Source organism: Pseudoalteromonas sp. NH0006-26, from assembly GCF_057552415.1.
This window is the reverse complement of the sequence record NZ_BAAJMJ010000001.1, coordinates 239,010-257,500: the sequence shown is the minus strand read 5'-3', so window position 1 is coordinate 257,500 and position 18,491 is coordinate 239,010. Positions and strand designations below refer to the sequence as shown.

Genomic DNA, 18,491 nt, shown 5'->3' with positions numbered 1-18,491 from the left:
CTTAAAAACTAAGACGCTGAACGCGCAGTTCGAGCAACAGCCTTAACCCGCCAAAGCAAAATAAAGGCAAGGCTTGCAAAGCCAATGGCAGCAAAGTAAAACACAACCGTTGTTGAAAGATGCTCTACGCTCATACCCACTAGTAACGACGCTAAAATAACCCCGATGTTTTGAGCAATGTGCACTTTGGCAAAGTCGCTGCCGTAATGTGCAGGCTCACTTTTAGCAAATAGCATTACCTCTAGCAGTACCATCACTTGAAATAGCGCAAAACCATATAAAACACGTGATAAAATTACTAACCCAACCGACTCCTGCGCTTGTAAATAAAGCCCAAGCGCCCCTAAAATAAGTGCACATAACAAAGTGCTCGTGCGGCTTAATGTTGGCAGTGGTAAATGCTGCCTGAAATGGTTAAAAACCAGCATAACAAGCGCGGCAAAGGCAGGAATGGCGTATACGACAGCACTTTGCAAGGTGCTGCTTTGTGCGTTTAATGCTTGCCAATGAGTAGTAAAGAAGGGGCGAATTAAAAACGCGCTAAAATAAACCACCACACTTAAAAAGCAAAATTGCCAAATAAAATAGGGAATACGCTCTCGCGGTTTTTCAGTCGCTATTGCTTGCTGATAAATACCTGTTTTTAATGAATACATTAAGTAGCCGCATAATAAAACCTGAACTAGGTCACCGGCACTACTGAGTAATAACGCATAGCGTGGCTCTGCTAAACTAAAGAAATAACCACCAATTAAAGCACCACCAATCGCACCAAAATGCATCAATACAGAAAACAAACCAATAATAGATAAATGCTTAGTTTGTTGCTCTAATCGCAGTGCAAATGGGTATATAAGTAGGTAGCTTGCCTTTAGCACCAACATTAGTTGGTAGTAAATCCAAAATTCCCATACATTGGTCGCAAAGTAGCAAAGCAGGCCAAAACCAGCGGCTACTACTTGGGTTACTAACCACAAAGCCAACTCATTGTATTTTTTAGCGACCTTAGCCCATAGTGGCAAAGCCAGCATTACAGTAATACAACAGTTAGCCACAAAGAGGCCGATTAACGTGGCGTTACTAATAGCAAATTCACTAGCAAAAAATTGCGGATAAAACGGTAGCAACAAGGTATCGCATACCACCGAAATAACCGTCAGCAAAATTAGCGCTAAACGAAGACTCATGCGGCGCTACTCTGCTGTTGTGTTGATAGGGTGACATCGCTTAAATCAAAGTTTTGAAAGGCAATTTTTTGCTCAACCTGATAAGGCGCATAACCTAAAATTTCACGTAAAATAATACTATTACGGTAGCAAGCCATACCTAAATCTGGAGTTACAAAACCATGAGTATGCTGCTCGGCATTTTGTACAAAAATACGTTTTTGTTCGCTATCTACCGCATATTCACGGCTTACTAAATAACGACCTTGCTCATCTTGGGGTAATTGGTGGGCAATATTATTTAAAAAAGCAGGGCGCTGATATTTAAAGCCCGTGGCGCAAATTAAAAAGTCAGTTTCTATTGAAAAGGGCTGCTCAAGCTCCTGATGATAAAACTCAGTCAGTAAACGCTTACATACTTTTTGAGTGCCTGTTAGCCTGCTGTTAGTTTTAAATGTAGTAGAAATTGGCCCATCAAGGCTTTGCGCGTAGAGGGTGTCGAAAATGTCGTTAATTAAATCGCCGTTAATGCCCTTAAATAGATTTTTTTGGTTTTGATTGAGCCAATCTCGCTGCTCAGTTTTTAAATTATAAAAGTAATCAACATACTCAGGAGAGGTCATTTCAAGGGTGAGCTTAGTATACTCAAGCGGGAAATAGCGCGGTGAGCGTGCTATCCAATCTAACTGCAAACCTTGCGGTACTGCTTGCTGCAATAAGGTGTGGTAAATTTCTGCTGCACTTTGCCCAGCCCCTACCACGGTAACTCGTTTAGCCGCTTTTAATTCATCAAGCCGATGACAAAAATCGCTACTGTGCATTACGTTATTTGAGTTACTTTGCACAGCGCAATCAGGAATATACGGTGCAGGCCCTGTGCCCAAAACAATATGGCGAGTCACATAATGTTGCATGCCATTAGGGGTGTTACAGCTAACGGTATAACACTCACTTTGCGCGCAAAATTCAACTTGAGTGACTGTTTGTTCAAAGTTAACATTTGAAAGCTGCGAGCAAACCCATTGGCAATATAAGTTGTATTCACGGCGCAATAAAAAAAAGCTTTCGCGAATATAAAACGGGTATAACCGATTATTCAATTTGGCATAATTTAAAAAGCTATATTGGCTGGTTGGATCTGCCATGGTTACTAAATCCGACATAAACGGAGTTTGTAATGTAACGCCCTCCAGCATCATTCCAGGGTGCCAATCAAACTCACTGCGCTGCTCCAAAAACAGGCTTTTTACATCTTCGAGCGGTTCACTTAAACACGCTAAAGATAAGTTAAATGGGCCAAGGCCAATAGCTATAAAATCGTAAAGTTGGTTATCCATTATGCAATTTCCCTATAAGTTTGCCATGCAATGTGGCTAATTTGCTCAATAACAGCGCGTACATCAGATAATTGGCACTGCGCATTAAGCAATGTAAATTTAAGATAATGACGACCATTTATTTTTGTACGGGCAACCATGGCTTCACCGGTTTGTAAAAACGTTTGTCGTACATGCAGGTTTAAAGAGTCGAGTAAATCAAGGTCATGTTTTAAATCATCAGGAGCAAATCTAAATACTAAGGCACTAAGCTCGGGGTAATTTACTACTTCAAAGTCGGGATGGTCGTTAAGTACAATATGCGTTTGGCGCGCAAGACCAATAACTTTATCGAACGCGCGACCCAGCGGCGCTTCTCCAGTGGTGCGCAGTGTTAGCCATAACTTTAAGGCATCAAAACGGCGAGTGGTTTGTAGGCTTTTATCAACCAAATTAGGCGTGCCATTTCCCGCCTCTGCTAATGGGTTTAAATAATCGGCATATAAAGTAATGTGGCTAAAATGGCGTTTATCGCTTAATAAAAAGGCACTACAACTAACCGGTTGCATAAATGATTTGTGATAATCAATCGTTATTGAATCAACCAACTCAATGCCATTAAGCGCATTGCGGTGGTGCTCGCTTACCAACAAACCGCCACCATAAGCGCCATCTACGTGGCACCATAGCTGCTCTTCTTTAGCCAGCATGGCAATATTATGGATTGGATCGATAGAGCCAAAATCGGTTGTGCCTGCGGTAATAACAACTGCAATGGGTAAATCACCTTGCGCTTTGCTTGTTGCTATGGCGGTTTTAAGTGCCTCCATATCCATTTGCATTTCGCTGTTTGTAGCCACCGGCACCACGGCGTTGTAACCTAAGCCCAGTAACGCCGCTGCTTTTTGAATACTAAAGTGCGCCACCTCAGAGCAGTAAATTTTAAAACGCGAGGCAACAGCTGGTAAGCCCTGAAGTTTTACCTGATGTTCTGGAGCATAGCGGCTTACTGCTACTTCACGAGCAACCAACATTGCCATTAAGTTTGATTGCGTGCCGCCACTAGTAAATACCCCATCGGCAGTGCTTGGCAATGCCGCTTTTTGGCATGTCCAATCAATCAGCTTTTGCTCAATTAACGTCGCGCCTGCACTTTGATCCCACGTATCTACCGAGGTATTAATAGCAGCAATAATATGTTCGGCCACAACAGCAGGGTAGGTTACAGGGCAGTTTAAATGGGCCATGTAGCGAGGATGATGAAAATACACAGCATGATCTAAATACACGCCTTTTAGCTCTTCAAGCACCGCCGGAAAGTCAGCCAATGGCTGTGATAAATCAACATCGTTTACTACTTTTGCTAACGTATTTACCGACACACCTGAAAATGGCTTTTGGGCTTTAGCCATCGCTTGCTGTACTGCCGACAGCCCTTGCAATGACGCTATTTGATAATTAATGAACTGCTCTAGATTGAATTGTGGGGGCAAGCTGCTTTGTTCAAATACAGCCTGTTTTTCAATGGTATTAATATTTAACACTTGAGATTGAGACACATCAACATTCCTTGAGTACACTTTTTAGGTGCAAGGATCTTAATGATAATGATTTCCATTTACAATAATAAAAAAAGATTAGATAGCAACTTTTTTTAAATTAGAGCTAATAAGCTTGTCGTATATTTTTAACAAAAATCGATAAACTACATTATTAAACGACAAGCATTACAAGCAAAAAAATAAACTTAAAAAAGAGAAAGTTAAGTAAATTATTTTAGCGGTAGCAAAGCTATGTTTAGCCATTACCACCTATTTAAATATGAGCAATAAATACGCAATTGAGGTTAATAATCACTGTTTATGAAATATTTAATACAAAACTTAAAGTATTGGCGGTTTTTCTGTTACGTTGGTGTTTGTATTAACGCTAAAGGACGTCATGATGGAAGTAAAGCAACTAGCAAGTCAGACCTTAATCGGCTTAAAAGTAAGAACCTGCAACGCCAATGAAATGAACGCTGGCACTGCAAATATAGCTGAACTTTGGCAAAAATTTGGTGAAAAGTTTGCCAACAGCCTTACAGAAAACACCAAAGTGTATGGTGTGTATACTAATTACGAAAGCGATCTCACAGGCGATTTTGACGTAATTGCCTGCTGCGATAATTTATCAATTAAACTCCCTGAAGCTAAAAAAGTAACCATCCAAGCGGGGCGTTATTTGGTATTTAAAGGTGAGGGTGAAATGCCCGATGCGGTGATCGATTTATGGGGCGAAATTTGGCAATACTTCAGCTCAGACGATTGCCGCTATGAACGTACTTACACCAGTGATTTTGAGTATTATAAAAACAGTAACGAAATAGAAATTGCCATTGCAATTAAAGACTAAAAAAGGCTAGGTTTGTAAGCGCAAACCTAGCCTTTCATTGGTGTTATTTAACCCCTGCCCACTAAATCATTGGTTATTACTGGCCAGCTTGGTTTTTAAATCACTTAAATCGCACGCCGTTATTGTAGGCTCAAGCTCCCAGGGATCAAAAATAGCCTCATTTGAGCGCTGTATCCACGCAGCACGCATACCGTGCGATAACGCCCCAATAACATCAAACGGGTTACTCGATATGAGCCAGGTATTAGCGCCGGTTGAATTTGCCTGACGTAAAAAGTGACTATAAACACCGGGGTTGGGTTTAAAGGTTTTAATGTCATCGGCGCTCACTACACCTTCAAAAAGCTCACTTATGCCTGCGGTTTCGAGCAAAGTATTTACCGCACTAGCCGCACCATTAGAAAACGCAAATAGCCGATAGTTTTGTGCTTTTAAGCTCTCAAGCCCTGCTTTAACGTCATCGAATGCGGGTAGGGTTTTATAACGCGCTAATAACTGTGCTTTTTGCTCATCGCTTAAAGTTACCTTGTGCAGTAAACACGCATAATTAAGTGCCTGCTCAGTACACACCGAAAACGGCACGTAGTTTTGCATTAAGCCACGCCTAAACGAATATTCGAGTTGTTTTTCACGCCAAGTAGTTGAAAATGCGTGCGCGTTATCACCAACCATATTTTCAAGTAACGACACCACGCCATGAGTGTTTATAAGCGTACCGTATACATCAAACGCCAGTGTAGTTGCCATTAATGACTCCTGTTTAAATCGTTACTAAAACGCAATTTTATTGCTTTGTATTAATGACCTTATCAGTTAATAAAGTACAGTAACAGCACCCGCGTTTTAAGTCTTGCTGTAAACCCCCGTTACGGTTTGGTTAAAAATACCGCATGGTAAATTGGGTGTCTAAAGTGAATATTTCAACACATTGGGGTTAAATATTAATAATTTACAGTACATGTTTGGGCGTTGCTTTGTTGGCAGTAATGAAAGTCTAAAAAATAAAACGCTTCAGCAGGCTTTATATTATGCTTAATTACGTCATACATTAACTGCGCACTGAGTCGCCCCATTTCATATGGATTTTGACCAACGTTTGATGAAGATAGCCCTTTGCTAAGCGCGTCTAATTGTATTTTTTCGGTATCTGCTGAAACAATAACAAGTTCTTTTGAATCAAGTTTATGTTTGTAGGGTGTCATCAAGTTTATATACTCAGTATTAAATTGCGCAAAACCAGCAACAGCAACAAACGCAGGAGGCCTGTCCATCTTAGTAAGGCTTTTTACTTGCTCTAAGGAGGCCCCCCTTTTTCCTAAACTATAAAGAGGGCAGCGGTTATACTCGCTCCAGCCATTTTCACCCGACAAGCGCTGACTACTTTGCCCAGAAAGCGCAAACCTAACACCTGCGATTCTTTTATTTAAGTTTGGTGCAGTAGGATGGCCAGATTGAATACAAATACGCTTATTTTCTTCACTTACTAAATTCTTTAATTGATTGCCTAACGCAACACCAAAGTCAAAATTATCAGTGCCAACGTAAGCGAGCCTGTACTGGTGATCTTTTGCTAATAAATCTGAGTCAAAAGTAATAACAGGAATGTTTTTTTCAAATAAATCTTTAAGGGCTCTCTCTACCAAATAATCAGAATCTGATATTGATACTAATAAACCATCAATCCCACTTTTCATCATGTCATTAATAATTAAAGCTTGGGTTCGAATATCTTGATAATCATCAGGCCCATCATACTTACAGGTAACGTCAGGCTGTGACTTTGCAAACTCGGTACACCCTTTGTACGCCTGAATATAAAAACTATCGTTTTTAGTTTTTCCTACTATGCCAATGACAAATTGAGCATTTGCAAAAAATGGCAAACACAACAACACAAAAAATAATGAAAGCGATATTTTAGGTTTGTAAATAGAACAAGAGCTGTAAATAAACTTGGGTTTAATAAAAAACAACGACCAGTATCCTTAATTAAAACGGCATCAACTATAAATTGATATATCAGAATAGCACTTCAAAAAAATATAGCTACCCCATTGAATATAAAGTAAAAAATAAGACTTAACTGCAGTGCTTTTATACTAGGCGATGGTAATAGTAATTTTTTGCTAAACAAACAGCTTTGCATTCAATTGAGTACTGTAAACCCCCGTTACGGTTTGGTTAAAAATACCGCATGGTAAGGTGGAGATTGATCAAGTAATTAATCAGCAGCGCTTTTAAATCAGAAACATTCGCGTTTTTTTAGGAAGGGTAAAAGGGCTGTTGAGTTTATAAGTGCTAGTTAGCAATCAAACTAATAGCTAAAAGTAGGGGTTACTGGTTTATCTTATTGCTTTAGACTTTGCCTAATAGACGAAATATGGATAATTGATCAGTCTATATATTTGACGTCAGAGCTTAGACTTTACCCCTTTGTTTCTTATACATTTTGAAAACTATATTAATTTTATAAACTGAACTATAAATAAGTATTGTCTTTATCGTTGGATTCTTATTATGAAATATAAAGTAGTAACCATATGGTTTTTAACATTCTTTATTGTTGGGTGTGAACTCGAGGGAGATGATGGAGTTTCCGGAGCACAGGGGGAATCTGGTCCTCAGGGTTTAGCAGGGCTGAGTTGTTGGGATTTAAATGAAGATGGAAATAAAACCATGCCTGATGAAGATACAAACTCCGACGGCGTTATCGATGTATATGACTGTCGTACCATTATAGATTTAAGCCCCACAAATACTCTTGTAAATAGCACTACGCAAACAATAACAAATCAACACACTCGACAATCCTATTCTTCTGCATTTGCATCAGGCATTACATTGTTTACAGGTTCAAGTGAGGACTATGAAAATGCGACCGTCGACGGCAATTGGCATGCACTAGACAATTTAGCAGCAGATCCTATTCAAGATCCTTGTGGGCTATGGAAATGGGAAAGTACCCCTGGAGGGTCTTATAAACTACAAACAGAAAATGCAGTGGCTTATAACGTTAGGCATATGCTTGCAATTGCATTATATTCATCAGATCCAGCAGAAGATGCACATTTTGGTTTTGAACAATGTCAAAATGCATGCTTATCAGATAATAACTGTACTGGCGCGTTTTACTCTGTAGAGGACGGCACTGACAACTCTTTGAATTGTAAACTGCTGCGTGATGTTGGATTTGAGATAGACAGTGCGACAGAGTTTTCCGGATTTCAAACTGAAGAAATAGGTTTCGCTTCGGCAAATATTCAAAATAGTCCGATATATATTGGCGTCATTAGTGTTTGTGAGTAGTGCTCTAAAACTTTTTATACGAGGGGGCACGACAATAAAGTTAGGTTCAACAATGCTCATCAAGGAACATCGTTGAATCTGAAAGTGATGAGCAAAGTGGCACTTCAAACCTGATATATTAGCAATTCATCTTTTACCGACTTTCTACTTAATAAGTAATTGGATTTCCAACATCTAAACTGAAGTAAAAATTATTTTCGGAGTTTAAAAATGAAGAACCAAAGAAGCTAGAAGTGTAAATCTAAACTTCAGATATTATAGCTTCTACCTGTCTGCTGATGGCACTCTCCAGCCCATTGAAAAAACTAGCTTCTCGGTTAGGTTTAATTATTTTTGCTAGGTTTGTTGCACTCAACCCAACCAATATTCAACAAACTTAAAACCTTTCTCCTATCACCTCTCACCTTTAACCTTATAATTTAACTGTAAACCCCCGTTACATTTTGATTAAAAAAACGACACTTTAACATGTGCAAAGGTATGGCTTTTTTACAGCAGCTGTAACTAAAGTTAAGCGACCATCACTGCTAATAACTCGCTGCTAATAGCTCGTTACGTACTAGCTCTGCGCCTTTGCTTAGGGCGTTGAGTTTACCGTTTGCGATGTCGCGTGGTAGGGGTGCCATACCGCAGTTGGTGCAGGGGTAGAGTTTGTCGGCATCTACGTATTTAAGCGCTTCGCGTAGGGTTTTGGCCACCTCTTCGGGTGTTTCTATAGTATTGGTGGCTACATCGATTGCGCCTACCATTATTTTTTTACCGCGCACGAGTTCTAGTAGCTCTATGGGTACATGTGAGTTTTGGCATTCGAGCGAAATAATATCAATATTCGATTTTTGCAGCTTAGGGAATACTTCTTCGTATTGTCGCCACTCGGTGCCAAGGGTTTTCTTCCAATCGGTGTTGGCTTTAATGCCGTAGCCGTAGCAAATATGCACGGCGGTTTCGCATTTTAACCCTTCTATTGCTCGCTCTAGGCAGGCTATGCCCCAGTCGTTTACTTCATCAAAAAACACGTTAAAAGCGGGTTCATCAAATTGAATTATATCAACCCCTGCGGCTTCTAGCTCTTTGGCTTCTTGGTTGAGTATTTTAGCAAATTCCCATGCTAGTTTTTCACGGCTTTTATAGTGATCGTCATACAGGGTGTCGATCATGGTCATTGGCCCTGGCAATGCCCATTTAATTGGTTGGCTGGTTTGCTGGCGTAAAAACTTGGCGTCTTCAACAAATACCGATTTAGTACGAGACACAGGGCCAACCACTGTGGGTACGCTGGCGTCGTAACGGTCGCGAATTTTAACTGTTTTACGGTTTTCAAAATCAACGCCATTTAAGTGTTCAATAAAGGTGGTTACAAAGTGCTGGCGAGTTTGTTCGCCATCGCTGACTATATCTACGCCTGCAGTTTGTTGCTCGTGCAGGGAAATACGCAGGGCGTCGTGTTTGCCATCAACCAGCTCACTGCCTTGTAATTTCCACGGTGACCATAAGGTTTCGGGCTCAGCAAGCCATGACGGTTTTGGCAAGCTGCCTGCTGATGATGTAGGTAATAGTTTTTTCATAATAAATGCTGCCTTTAATTTTGTTGTGTGATTAAGCGATACTTGCCGAGAACTGCTGCAGTACTGACTGATAAGGCTTAATAAAATGCTGCTCAGTAAATTTACCTTGCTCTACCGCTAATTGACCTCGCTCTGCGCGGTCATACACAATTTGCGTTAACGAATGGTCGTCATTTTTTAAATTCGGTTTATAACGGCTACCAGCGGCGGCGTTGGCGTTATAAATTTCTGGACGATAAATTTTTTGAAACGTTTCCATGGTGCTAATGGTGCTAATTAGTTCAAGGTTGCTGTAGTCGTTAAGTAGGTCACCAAAAAAGTAAAACGCTAACGGCGCAACGCTATTTGGTGGCATAAAGTAGCGCACTTGTAAGCCCATTTTTTTAAAGTATTGCTCTGTTAACGACGACTCATTAGGCTGATACTCTACGCCTAAAATAGGGTGTAAGTTTTCGGTTTGCTGATAGGTTTTGTTATCAGACACGCTTAAGCAAATAACCGGTGGCTTTTTAAAATGCTGTTTATAGGTATTTGAGTTTACAAAGCATTTAAATAACTTGCCGTGTAAGTCACCAAAGTTATCGGGAATGCTAAATTGCGGTTTGCTTTTGTTATGCTCAAGCAATAACACGCTAAAGTCGTAGTCGCGCACATACGATGAAAAGTTATTACCCACCATGCCTTCAATTCGCTCGTTAGTTTGGCGGTCAATAATATTGGTTTTTAATACCTCAATTGACGGAAATGCCTGACCACTGCCTGCAATGTCTAAATCGACCGAAATGATCTCGAGCTCAACCTCGTAACGATCCCCTTGTGGGTTATCCCAACTGGCCAGTGCATTAAAACGGTTGTTGATCATTTTTAGGGTATTACGCAGGTTTTGTTGGCGGCTTTCACCCCTTGCTAAATTAGCGAAATTAGTCGTAATACGTGTGTTATTTGATGGATGGTAGTTTTCATCCAAGTTAGTGCTTTTAATAGTAAATGTAAGATCAGTGCTCATAGCCGTATCCTTTCAATTTGAGTTGTTACTGCTTTTATCAATGACACATTACTCGCTGTTAAAACCAAACTAACGGGATAACTGTAATGGTGCTTTGCAGAGTTAATAAATTTATACGCGCTATGTAGCATGAAGAAAAACGGTATTATTTCAGGTAAAACATGAGCCAGATTCATTCTTTAACAAAGTTGAATGGATAAATTAGGCTAGTAGACGCTCCCACTCAGACAAAACCCACTTTAGAAGTCTAGATTTCTAGATGTTTTTACGGGTGTTGTAATTTACTCATACAAAACGTGAGTATTATTCAATGCTTATAGGCACTTAAAGTGCCATTTGCATAAACGGTTGTTGATATACTCGAATAAACTTAGGTGAGCTTAAGCGCTTTATTAAGCAGCTCACCGTCGCAGAACTTTCCACAACATAAGAAGAGACAAAAGGAATGAGTGATTTAATAGTGTTAATTATATACTGCGCCATATTAGGTAGCGGTGTTGGTTTTTTAGCAGGCTTATTAGGAATAGGGGGCGGGCTAGTGATTGTGCCCATACTCAGCATGATATTACTGCACTTTAATGCTTTGCCACCTGAACAAGTAGTGGTGGTTGCCATTGCGACCTCGCTGGCCTCTATTTTATTTACCTCGACCTCGTCGGCTATTGCGCATCATAAAAATGGCAATGTACCGTGGGATATTGCACCTTGGGTTATGGCAGGCATTGCCTTTGGTGCGCTTATTAGTGGCTTTATAGCTGCACTGTTACCTGAGCACGTAGTGCGTTTGGTATTTGCTGTGAGCGTGGTGCTAATTGCACTAAAAATGATTTTTTCAGGTAAGAATGATTCAGCAATAGCGCGCCCATTACCAAACAAAGGGCTGCTAAGCGTTTATACGACCATAACCGGTGGCTTGTCTGCCATGATAGGTATTGGTGGCGGGGCAGTATTAGTGCCGTTACTGACGTTTTTTTCTGTTGATATGAAAAAAGCCATTGGCTGCGCCTCTGCCTCAGGCATCGTGATAGCGCTGTTTGGCTCAATGGGTTATATCAGCTCAGGCAGCCAGTTATTTAGCCTAAAAGAAGGATTTGCGGGCTTTGTGTATTTGCCCGCTTTATTGGGTATTGTATGCACCTCATGGTTTACCGCACCACTCGGTGCTAAAGCCACGCATTACTTACCGGTTTCAACCATAAAGAAAATATTTGCCGGCTTATTAATAATAATGGCAATAAATATGTTTACTCGATAAGAGCATTTATATGAGCCTTAAAAAGACGCGGCATAAAGCCGCTGCTACCGTATTAGCTACTAGTAGCAGCGGGTTCACCCCGCGTCGAGGTTAAATAATAGCTTTTAACCCCCGTAACCCGCACCCCGACGCCCGTTATTCTTAAGGCGATTAACTAAAATCTACGTCATTTGCGCGTGCTTTATAAATTCATCATAAATACTGTCTTTAATGAGCCTGTCGGGCGTAAAGGCATAATAATGCTGATAAACATTATCGATTGTACCAATGTAATTTACGCCGTAATGGCGCTCTACTTCGGCTCTTACCAAAATAGGCGCAGGGAATATGCCAAACCCTTGCTCACCTAACGACTTCATTAATGCGCTGTCGTCAACATGGCCTGCTATTGTCATTTCAATGCCTTGCTCTTGCAGCCAATAATAAATAGCTCGCGCGACAGGGCTTTCTTTTGCGGGGAGCACTAGAGGCTTGTTATTTAAAGACTGCGGAAACTGCTTATGTAACTGCGAATGCCATGTTTCGTTACCAAAAAGAGCGATTTGGCTTTTACCTATTTCATGACAAAACGCCTTAAATGGCAAGGTGGTATCGAGTGGTTTATCGGCTAACACTAAGTCGAGCTTATGAATCGCCATTTGCGCCAGCAGTTCATCTTGTTGGCCATCAATACAGTACAAGTTTGTAATACGGTCGTTATTAATTAAAGGCGCTAGCCACTTCGACACCAGTGATTTGGGTAACACATCTGAAATACCGACCTTTAACGTTCGTGAGTATTGCGTGGTATCACCTTGTGTGGTTTCTAGCCATTCGTGAGCAATAGCAAACATATCATTAGTGTACTGCTGAGTTACATGGCCAAATTCCGTTAACTGTAGGCCTCGGCCTTGGCGAACAAACAGTGGTTTTCCTAATCGTTGCTCTAAGTTAGTAATTTGTGAGCTAACCGTTTGCGGCGTTAAATTAAGTATTTTACTCGCCGCTGCAATACTGCCGTGCTTACTTACCTGCCAAAAATAATATAAGTGATTGTAGTTAATGTTGGTAATCATTCGAAAATACCTGCTTTAAAGTAAGAAATAATCAGCTTTTTCCTTTGCCACTAAGTTAGTAGATTACAGTCATGCCTGCAACATAGTTACTATTAAAAGGTGTAATTGCATGAAGCTAAAACTTACAGTTAAAAACAAAATAATTAACGCAAGTGAAAAGATGTCGCTTTTGAAGTTGATAAAAAACCAATTGGCAAAACATGCTTTAAATATTCGTAAAGTAGAGATTCAAATAAATGATCTTTCGAGTGAGCGCCACGGCACTTTGCAGCAATGCAAAATTAATATTCTTTTGCCTGGGCTACCCAGTATTAATGTAAATACAAAAGGAAGAAGTATGCTGCAAGCGATAAAGCGGGCACTTAAAAGTTTGCAGCACATTCTCGTTAATAAGTATCAACCTTCGCAACCAAGCTCTTAATATCGCACTTGCAGTAGCAAGGATGCTACTTTTTTTATACGACTCTAATTCCAAGCCATGTTTAGTATTAAAAGATTCAATTATTGCCATTGAGCAGTATTTCCTTGTTGGGTTTCGTTGCACTCTAACCAACTTACCGTAACTAAAATTCTTTGACCTTGTTCCTTTAACCTTTGACCTCAATTGTAAACCCCGCACTATTTTGATTAAAAAGAGAGTGAAATTTTCAATTACCTAAATTCATAGTTTATTGTGAATTTATTAGGTTCATGTTTATTAATTTAATAATTCACAAAATACTGTGAATTTACCCTTTACTGAGTTAACTTTCGCTATAATTCACAAAATATTGTGAATTATTAGCTTTCTTGTACTTTTTTAACTATTATTCACAAAACACTGTGAATTTTGGATTAGTAATGGAAGTCACGATAAAGTCAGCAAAACAATTAGGTAAATTGGCAAGCATTGTGAGGAAAAGTCAAAAGCTTGACCAAAAAACTGCGGGAGATTTCTCCGGCATTAGCATTAATACAGTGAGTGATTTTGAAAATGGCACCGGCTCTTTATCAATTGGCCGCGCGTTTGATTTAATGGAAGCTTTAGGCTTAGAAGTAAAAATAGACGTGGTGATACCTCAACATGATGAAAAGGCTAAAAATAAATTACTAATGCAAATCCAGAATATGGTGGCTGGGCATGGATAAGCCAATACAACGTCAATATGGCTAACCTGTACTAGTTAATCCTTATCCAATTCTTCATGAAAGCGCCGCCATAATGGTTTTAATTGCTTTTTAATTGTATTACTTTCCATTTTATTAGCAGCCCTAAGCCCATATGTAATAAAATTACGTCCCCCTAGGTGAGTATAACGGCTATAAAGCTTTTTCTTATAAAGAGCTTTTTCATCAGCTCCTTTCATAGCTCTGATATCATTATATTTTCTCATTGTTTGCTTCGCGAGACTAACACCCCTTCTCATTTTTTCCGAGTATCTAGCTAGGGAAGAAGAACGTAAGTAAATATTTTCACCGTCAAAAATAAAGCCAAGATATTGCAATGTATTATCAGCTTTAAGAATATTTCCTACCTTATTAAATTGTCTGATCTCTGTTTTATCTGGATTAATACGTACTTTTAACTTTGATATATGCTTTTGAGCAAACCCTGCTACTTTGTTTTTAAGCCTTTTAGGCATAATAAACAGCATATCATCACAATATCTAAAGTAGTAGCCACCATGTATATCAGCATATTTTTTCATTTCTAAATCAAAGTCCAACATATAAATATTGGATAAAAGCGCACTGATAGGAGAGCCTTGAGGTATGCCATACCCACATAAATTTGGTTTTATTAAACCTTCTGCCCGTACCTTTGTTCTAAAGTCCTCAGAGCTACAAATCCGTTTATGTTGATTTCTAGGTTTGTTTTTTGAAATTGAGAATAATTTATATAGCTCCAACTTATCTACCGTCGAGAACTTAGTAATTGATTTAAAAACATTAAAGTGGTCGGGTGGAAGTTTTTCTTGGCCGAGAAGCTTACACCAAGATTTTTTAAGTAAATTATGATCTAAAGTATCAAAAAACTTAGAAAAGTCGAGCGCTACAGCGCTGCATTCTCCCATTTCTTTTATTTTAAGAAATGCTTCATAAGCAAAATCTATATTACTTTTTCCTAAATTTCTGAAAGCAAGAACAGACTTATCGAGACCATTACCTTTTAATGTTCCTTCATATAGCTCACTCAATTTTTCAGCATAAAAAGCATAAATATGACTATCAACATGGGACGAATAAGCTATTGGTCGCATTTTATTCTTAACCAAAAGCTTGCCTGATAATTTATCTTTATTTATTTTTTTTGAACTAACCTCATAATTTATCAAGGGATAAAATGAGTGCTTTTTTACGAAGCTAGGATTGGAGGTTAAGCTAATTGCTTTCTTTGTACCAATAGGTAGATCAAAGTGAAGATAACCTCTTCTTCGATACCAGCTGGGGTGATTATCGTCCATAATAAACTCTCTAGCAAAACCGAGGCAGACTTAGAACTGCGGCAATTCCAATCGCCTTACCTCGGCTTAACCAAGTTACTTAAGTAACCATCTTGTAAAACGTCGCCGCGTAATGTTAGACATGAATTATAATATAACTATTAACTTGGAGGTATCCATAAACATTCAGAAGACCTTAGTCCATGTAATCTTATCGTTCTTATCGTTTGCCTGTTGTGGCGTTCCGATAGTACTTGACAACATGTTATAAACCTCCGAGCCTAATTGGAGTGTTCTCCTCATCTCGAAGCACATATAAGATAATTGATAAAATGATATATATCAATCAACAATTTGCCCCTCATTCTGACGATATCACTAAACTCTATTTGCAACCAATTGAAGGAGAGTACGGGGACATCTTGATCCTGCCAATAACGTTGTATTTTTGTTGGGTTTCGTTGCACTCTACCTAACCTATCGTAATTAAAAACCTTTGGCCTTGCTCCTTTAACCTTTACACCCAGCTGTAAACCCCCGTTACACTTTGATTAAAAAAGCCGCATACTAATAATTAGTGTGCGGCTTTAGTATTTTATTTTTTTAAAGCGATTACTTGTTTAGTAAGTGCTTTTCAAAAAAGTCAGCCATCATAGTATGGTAATGCAAAGTGGTGCCTTTGCCTTCGCGTAAGCTGTGTGAACGGTTAGGGTATGAGAAAAACTCAAACTGTTTGTTGTGCTTAACGAGTTCGTCAATTAAACGCTCTGAGCCTTGATAATGCACGTTATCATCGCCTGTGCCGTGAATAAGCAATAGCTTACCGGTTAGGTTTTTAGCAAAGGTAATCGGCGAGGTGTTATCGTAACTCTCAGGATCGGTGTTTGGGTTGCCCGCATAACGTTCTTGATAAATGGTGTCGTATAAACGTATATCTGGCACCGGGGCTGAGGCAATACCCACTTTAAATTTATCACCGTGGCGGAATAACAAGTTAAGGGTTGAACTACCGCCCCCAGAGTGTCCCCACACGCCAACGCGGTCAGTGTCTATTACATCCCAGCGTTTAGCCATAGCATCTAGGGCGTCTACTTGGTCTTGTACGGTAATTGAGCCGATTTTTTTATAAATCGATTTGCGCCAATCTCGGCCTTTTGGTGCACGTGTACCACGATTATCAACCGATGCCACAATAAAGCCTTTTTGCGTTAACAGTGATTTATATAAGTAACTGTTACCTTCCCAGCGGTCTTGCACGGTTGAACCCCATGGTTCGCCGTATACGTAAAACACAATTGGGTATTTTTTACTTTTATCCATGTTCTCTGGGAACATAATGTAGCCGTCAAGCTCGGTGCCATCTTGCGCGTTTACTTTAAAAAACTCATGCTTTGGTAAGCTTTGTTCAGCCAGTTTTTGTTTAAGCTTTGTATTTTCAACTAAGGTTTTTACATTACTATGATCGCTCACTTTAATGATCTCTTTAGTCGGTGGCGTACCAAATTTTGAGTAAGTATGCATTGCCCACGAGGCATCTTTTGACATGTAGTAGCTGTTTGAACCTTCAAACTCAGCAGGTGTTACCCGTACCGGTTTGCTGCTGCCATCAAGCGGTGTGCTGTATAAATAACGCTGACCAGGATCGTTTGGCGAAGCAATAAAATACATTACGTTTTTGTCTTCATTGATGCTCAGCATATCAATAATGTCGAAATCGCCTGGGGTTAGGTCGATAATAGTTTTGCCATCGCGCGATACACGGTAAAGATGACGCCAACCGTCGCGTTCGCTATGCCAAATAAAAAACTCACCGTCTTTTGACCAGTTGGCTTTATAAAACCATTCGATAAACGCATCGTCTTTGTCTTCTAAAATTTTAGTCAGTTGCTGCTTTTGCCAATCAAACAACCACACTTTGTTATGGCTTTGTGGGCGGTTTAAGTCTTGAATCATTAATTCATTACCGGTGCCTGCCCAGCTAATACGCGGAATATAACGGTCGCGGTTATCGCCTTCAAGCTCAGCCCAACGGGTTTGTTTATCACTAAGGCTTACCACACCAACACGCACGGCAGAGTTGGTTTCACCGGCCTTAGGATAAGGGAATTCTTTAAGGGTAGGGTACAGTTCGTCGGTGTTGTTGATCATAGTGAAAAATTTAACGTCACTGGTATCAAGCTGCCAATAGGCGATTGATTTGTTGTCGGGGCTCCAACGAAAACCATCGGCAATGGTGAATTCTTCTTCGTATACCCAATCAAAATTACCGTTAACTATGGTGGCGCTGCCATCGGTTGTAAGCGCGGTTACATCGTTACTACCAACCGCTTGCATATAAATATTGTTGTCGCGCACGTAAGCCACTTTTGAGCTATCTGGCGAGAACTTAGCAAACATTAACTTAGTAGGCTCAACATCCAAGCCACCTAATTGCTGTAACTGGTTAGTCTCAAGGTTGAGTAACCAAAAATCCCCTCGACTGCGAAAACGCCAAACTTGCTCGCTGTTGGTAAATACCATCAGCCATTTACCGTCTTTTGACCACTGATAGCTTTCGATTGCAAATGGCTCGTCTGCACCTTCTGGCAACAGCTTTTCAAACTCAACCAGTACTTTACGGCCTGTGCCGTCAGCATTGTAAAATACAATGTCGTTGCCTTTTACGCCGTGCTCTTTTTCATCATCAACGTTGTTATCGTCAGCTTTTTCTTTTTCGCTTTCGCGCTCTTCAAGCACAGTGTAGCCAGTGCCATCGTCTAGCCACTTAAAGTAAGTGCTACGCTGGGTTTTAAATTCTTTATCTTTATAAATTTGCGCTAGGCTTAATGGATTATTCACGGTACTCATCGCTGCATTGTTGTTGGTTGTTATGTTGGTACTTGAACATGCTTGCAAGCCTAAGCCCGCAACAATGGCCAGTGCCAAGCCAGATGTTTTGATCAGATTCATTGTTATTGTTCCTTGGGTCTTTTGACCTTTATAGATTAAGGCGCTTATTACATTTA

At 39.9% G+C, this 18,491-nt stretch carries 15 protein-coding genes; 5 read left to right on the top strand and 10 right to left on the bottom strand.

Annotated elements, in window-relative coordinates:
- Positions 1–8: 8 nt before the first annotated feature.
- The 3 genes from AC27JR_RS01050 to AC27JR_RS01040 are packed head-to-tail and all read right to left on the bottom strand — an operon-like array spanning position 9 to position 4,041.
- Complete coding sequence (locus AC27JR_RS01050) at positions 9–1,187, bottom strand: MFS transporter (protein WP_487172481.1); 1,179 nt, start codon at positions 1,185–1,187, stop codon at positions 9–11.
- Positions 1,184–2,503, bottom strand: coding sequence for a lysine N(6)-hydroxylase/L-ornithine N(5)-oxygenase family protein (locus AC27JR_RS01045; protein WP_487172480.1), 1,320 nt, complete (start codon positions 2,501–2,503; stop codon positions 1,184–1,186). The genes AC27JR_RS01050 and AC27JR_RS01045 overlap by 4 nt, the downstream gene beginning before the upstream one ends.
- Positions 2,503–4,041, bottom strand: coding sequence for a pyridoxal phosphate-dependent decarboxylase family protein (locus tag AC27JR_RS01040; protein WP_487172479.1), 1,539 nt, complete (start codon positions 4,039–4,041; stop codon positions 2,503–2,505). The genes AC27JR_RS01045 and AC27JR_RS01040 overlap by 1 nt, the downstream gene beginning before the upstream one ends.
- A 385-nt stretch (positions 4,042–4,426) precedes the next feature.
- On the opposite strand from AC27JR_RS01040, the gene AC27JR_RS01035 reads away from it, so the two are divergent.
- Positions 4,427–4,876, top strand: coding sequence for a GyrI-like domain-containing protein (locus AC27JR_RS01035; RefSeq protein ID WP_178957434.1), 450 nt, complete (start codon positions 4,427–4,429; stop codon positions 4,874–4,876).
- A gap of 66 nt (positions 4,877–4,942) precedes the next feature.
- Here AC27JR_RS01035 and AC27JR_RS01030 read toward each other — a convergent pair whose 3' ends face one another.
- Both AC27JR_RS01030 and AC27JR_RS01025 read right to left on the bottom strand, forming a co-directional pair.
- Entirely contained in the window at positions 4,943–5,623 is a 681-nt protein-coding gene (locus AC27JR_RS01030; protein ID WP_487172478.1) for a haloacid dehalogenase type II, read from the bottom strand.
- Positions 5,624–5,817: 194 nt separating this feature from the next.
- On the bottom strand, positions 5,818–6,849 hold the full coding sequence (locus AC27JR_RS01025) for a substrate-binding domain-containing protein (protein WP_487172477.1): 1,032 nt from the start codon (positions 6,847–6,849) through the stop codon (positions 5,818–5,820).
- Between the two features lie 544 nt (positions 6,850–7,393).
- On the opposite strand from AC27JR_RS01025, the gene AC27JR_RS01020 reads away from it, so the two are divergent.
- Complete coding sequence (locus AC27JR_RS01020) at positions 7,394–8,182, top strand: hypothetical protein (RefSeq protein ID WP_487172476.1); 789 nt, start codon at positions 7,394–7,396, stop codon at positions 8,180–8,182.
- Between the two features lie 527 nt (positions 8,183–8,709).
- Here the strand turns inward: AC27JR_RS01020 and AC27JR_RS01015 are convergent.
- Entirely contained in the window at positions 8,710–9,747 is a 1,038-nt protein-coding gene (locus AC27JR_RS01015) for a methionine synthase (RefSeq protein ID WP_487172475.1), read from the bottom strand.
- 31 nt (positions 9,748–9,778) lie between these two features.
- The gene (locus tag AC27JR_RS01010) at positions 9,779–10,753 is read right to left on the bottom strand and encodes a DUF1852 domain-containing protein (protein WP_010388779.1); all 975 of its coding nucleotides are present in this window, start codon (positions 10,751–10,753) and stop codon (positions 9,779–9,781) included.
- Between the two features lie 445 nt (positions 10,754–11,198).
- Here AC27JR_RS01010 and AC27JR_RS01005 point away from each other — a divergent pair, with 445 nt between their 5' ends.
- Entirely contained in the window at positions 11,199–12,008 is an 810-nt protein-coding gene (locus AC27JR_RS01005; RefSeq protein ID WP_487172474.1) for a sulfite exporter TauE/SafE family protein, read from the top strand.
- A gap of 161 nt (positions 12,009–12,169) precedes the next feature.
- Here AC27JR_RS01005 and nhaR read toward each other — a convergent pair whose 3' ends face one another.
- A complete protein-coding gene (gene nhaR, locus AC27JR_RS01000; protein ID WP_487172473.1) occupies positions 12,170–13,063 on the bottom strand; it encodes a transcriptional activator NhaR in 894 nt (297 codons plus the stop codon).
- Positions 13,064–13,172: 109 nt separating this feature from the next.
- Between nhaR and AC27JR_RS00995 the strand changes: the two genes are divergently transcribed.
- Both AC27JR_RS00995 and AC27JR_RS00990 read left to right on the top strand, forming a co-directional pair.
- Positions 13,173–13,484 carry a hypothetical protein gene (locus tag AC27JR_RS00995; RefSeq protein WP_487172472.1) on the top strand — a complete coding sequence of 104 codons (312 nt, stop codon included), beginning with the start codon at positions 13,173–13,175 and terminating at the stop codon, positions 13,482–13,484.
- A 419-nt stretch (positions 13,485–13,903) separates the two neighbouring features.
- Positions 13,904–14,191 (top strand): helix-turn-helix domain-containing protein, encoded by a 288-nt coding sequence (locus tag AC27JR_RS00990; protein ID WP_487172471.1) that lies wholly within the window; start codon positions 13,904–13,906, stop codon positions 14,189–14,191.
- A gap of 35 nt (positions 14,192–14,226) precedes the next feature.
- Here the strand turns inward: AC27JR_RS00990 and drt2 are convergent, their stop codons facing one another.
- Together drt2 and AC27JR_RS00980 are read right to left on the bottom strand one after the other, a co-directional pair.
- Positions 14,227–15,507: an antiviral reverse transcriptase Drt2 gene (gene drt2 / locus AC27JR_RS00985; protein WP_487172470.1), complete on the bottom strand. Its 1,281-nt coding sequence runs from the start codon at positions 15,505–15,507 to the stop codon at positions 14,227–14,229.
- 591 nt (positions 15,508–16,098) lie between these two features.
- A complete protein-coding gene (locus AC27JR_RS00980; RefSeq protein WP_487172469.1) occupies positions 16,099–18,435 on the bottom strand; it encodes a S9 family peptidase in 2,337 nt (778 codons plus the stop codon).
- Between the last annotated feature and the right edge of the window lie 56 nt (positions 18,436–18,491).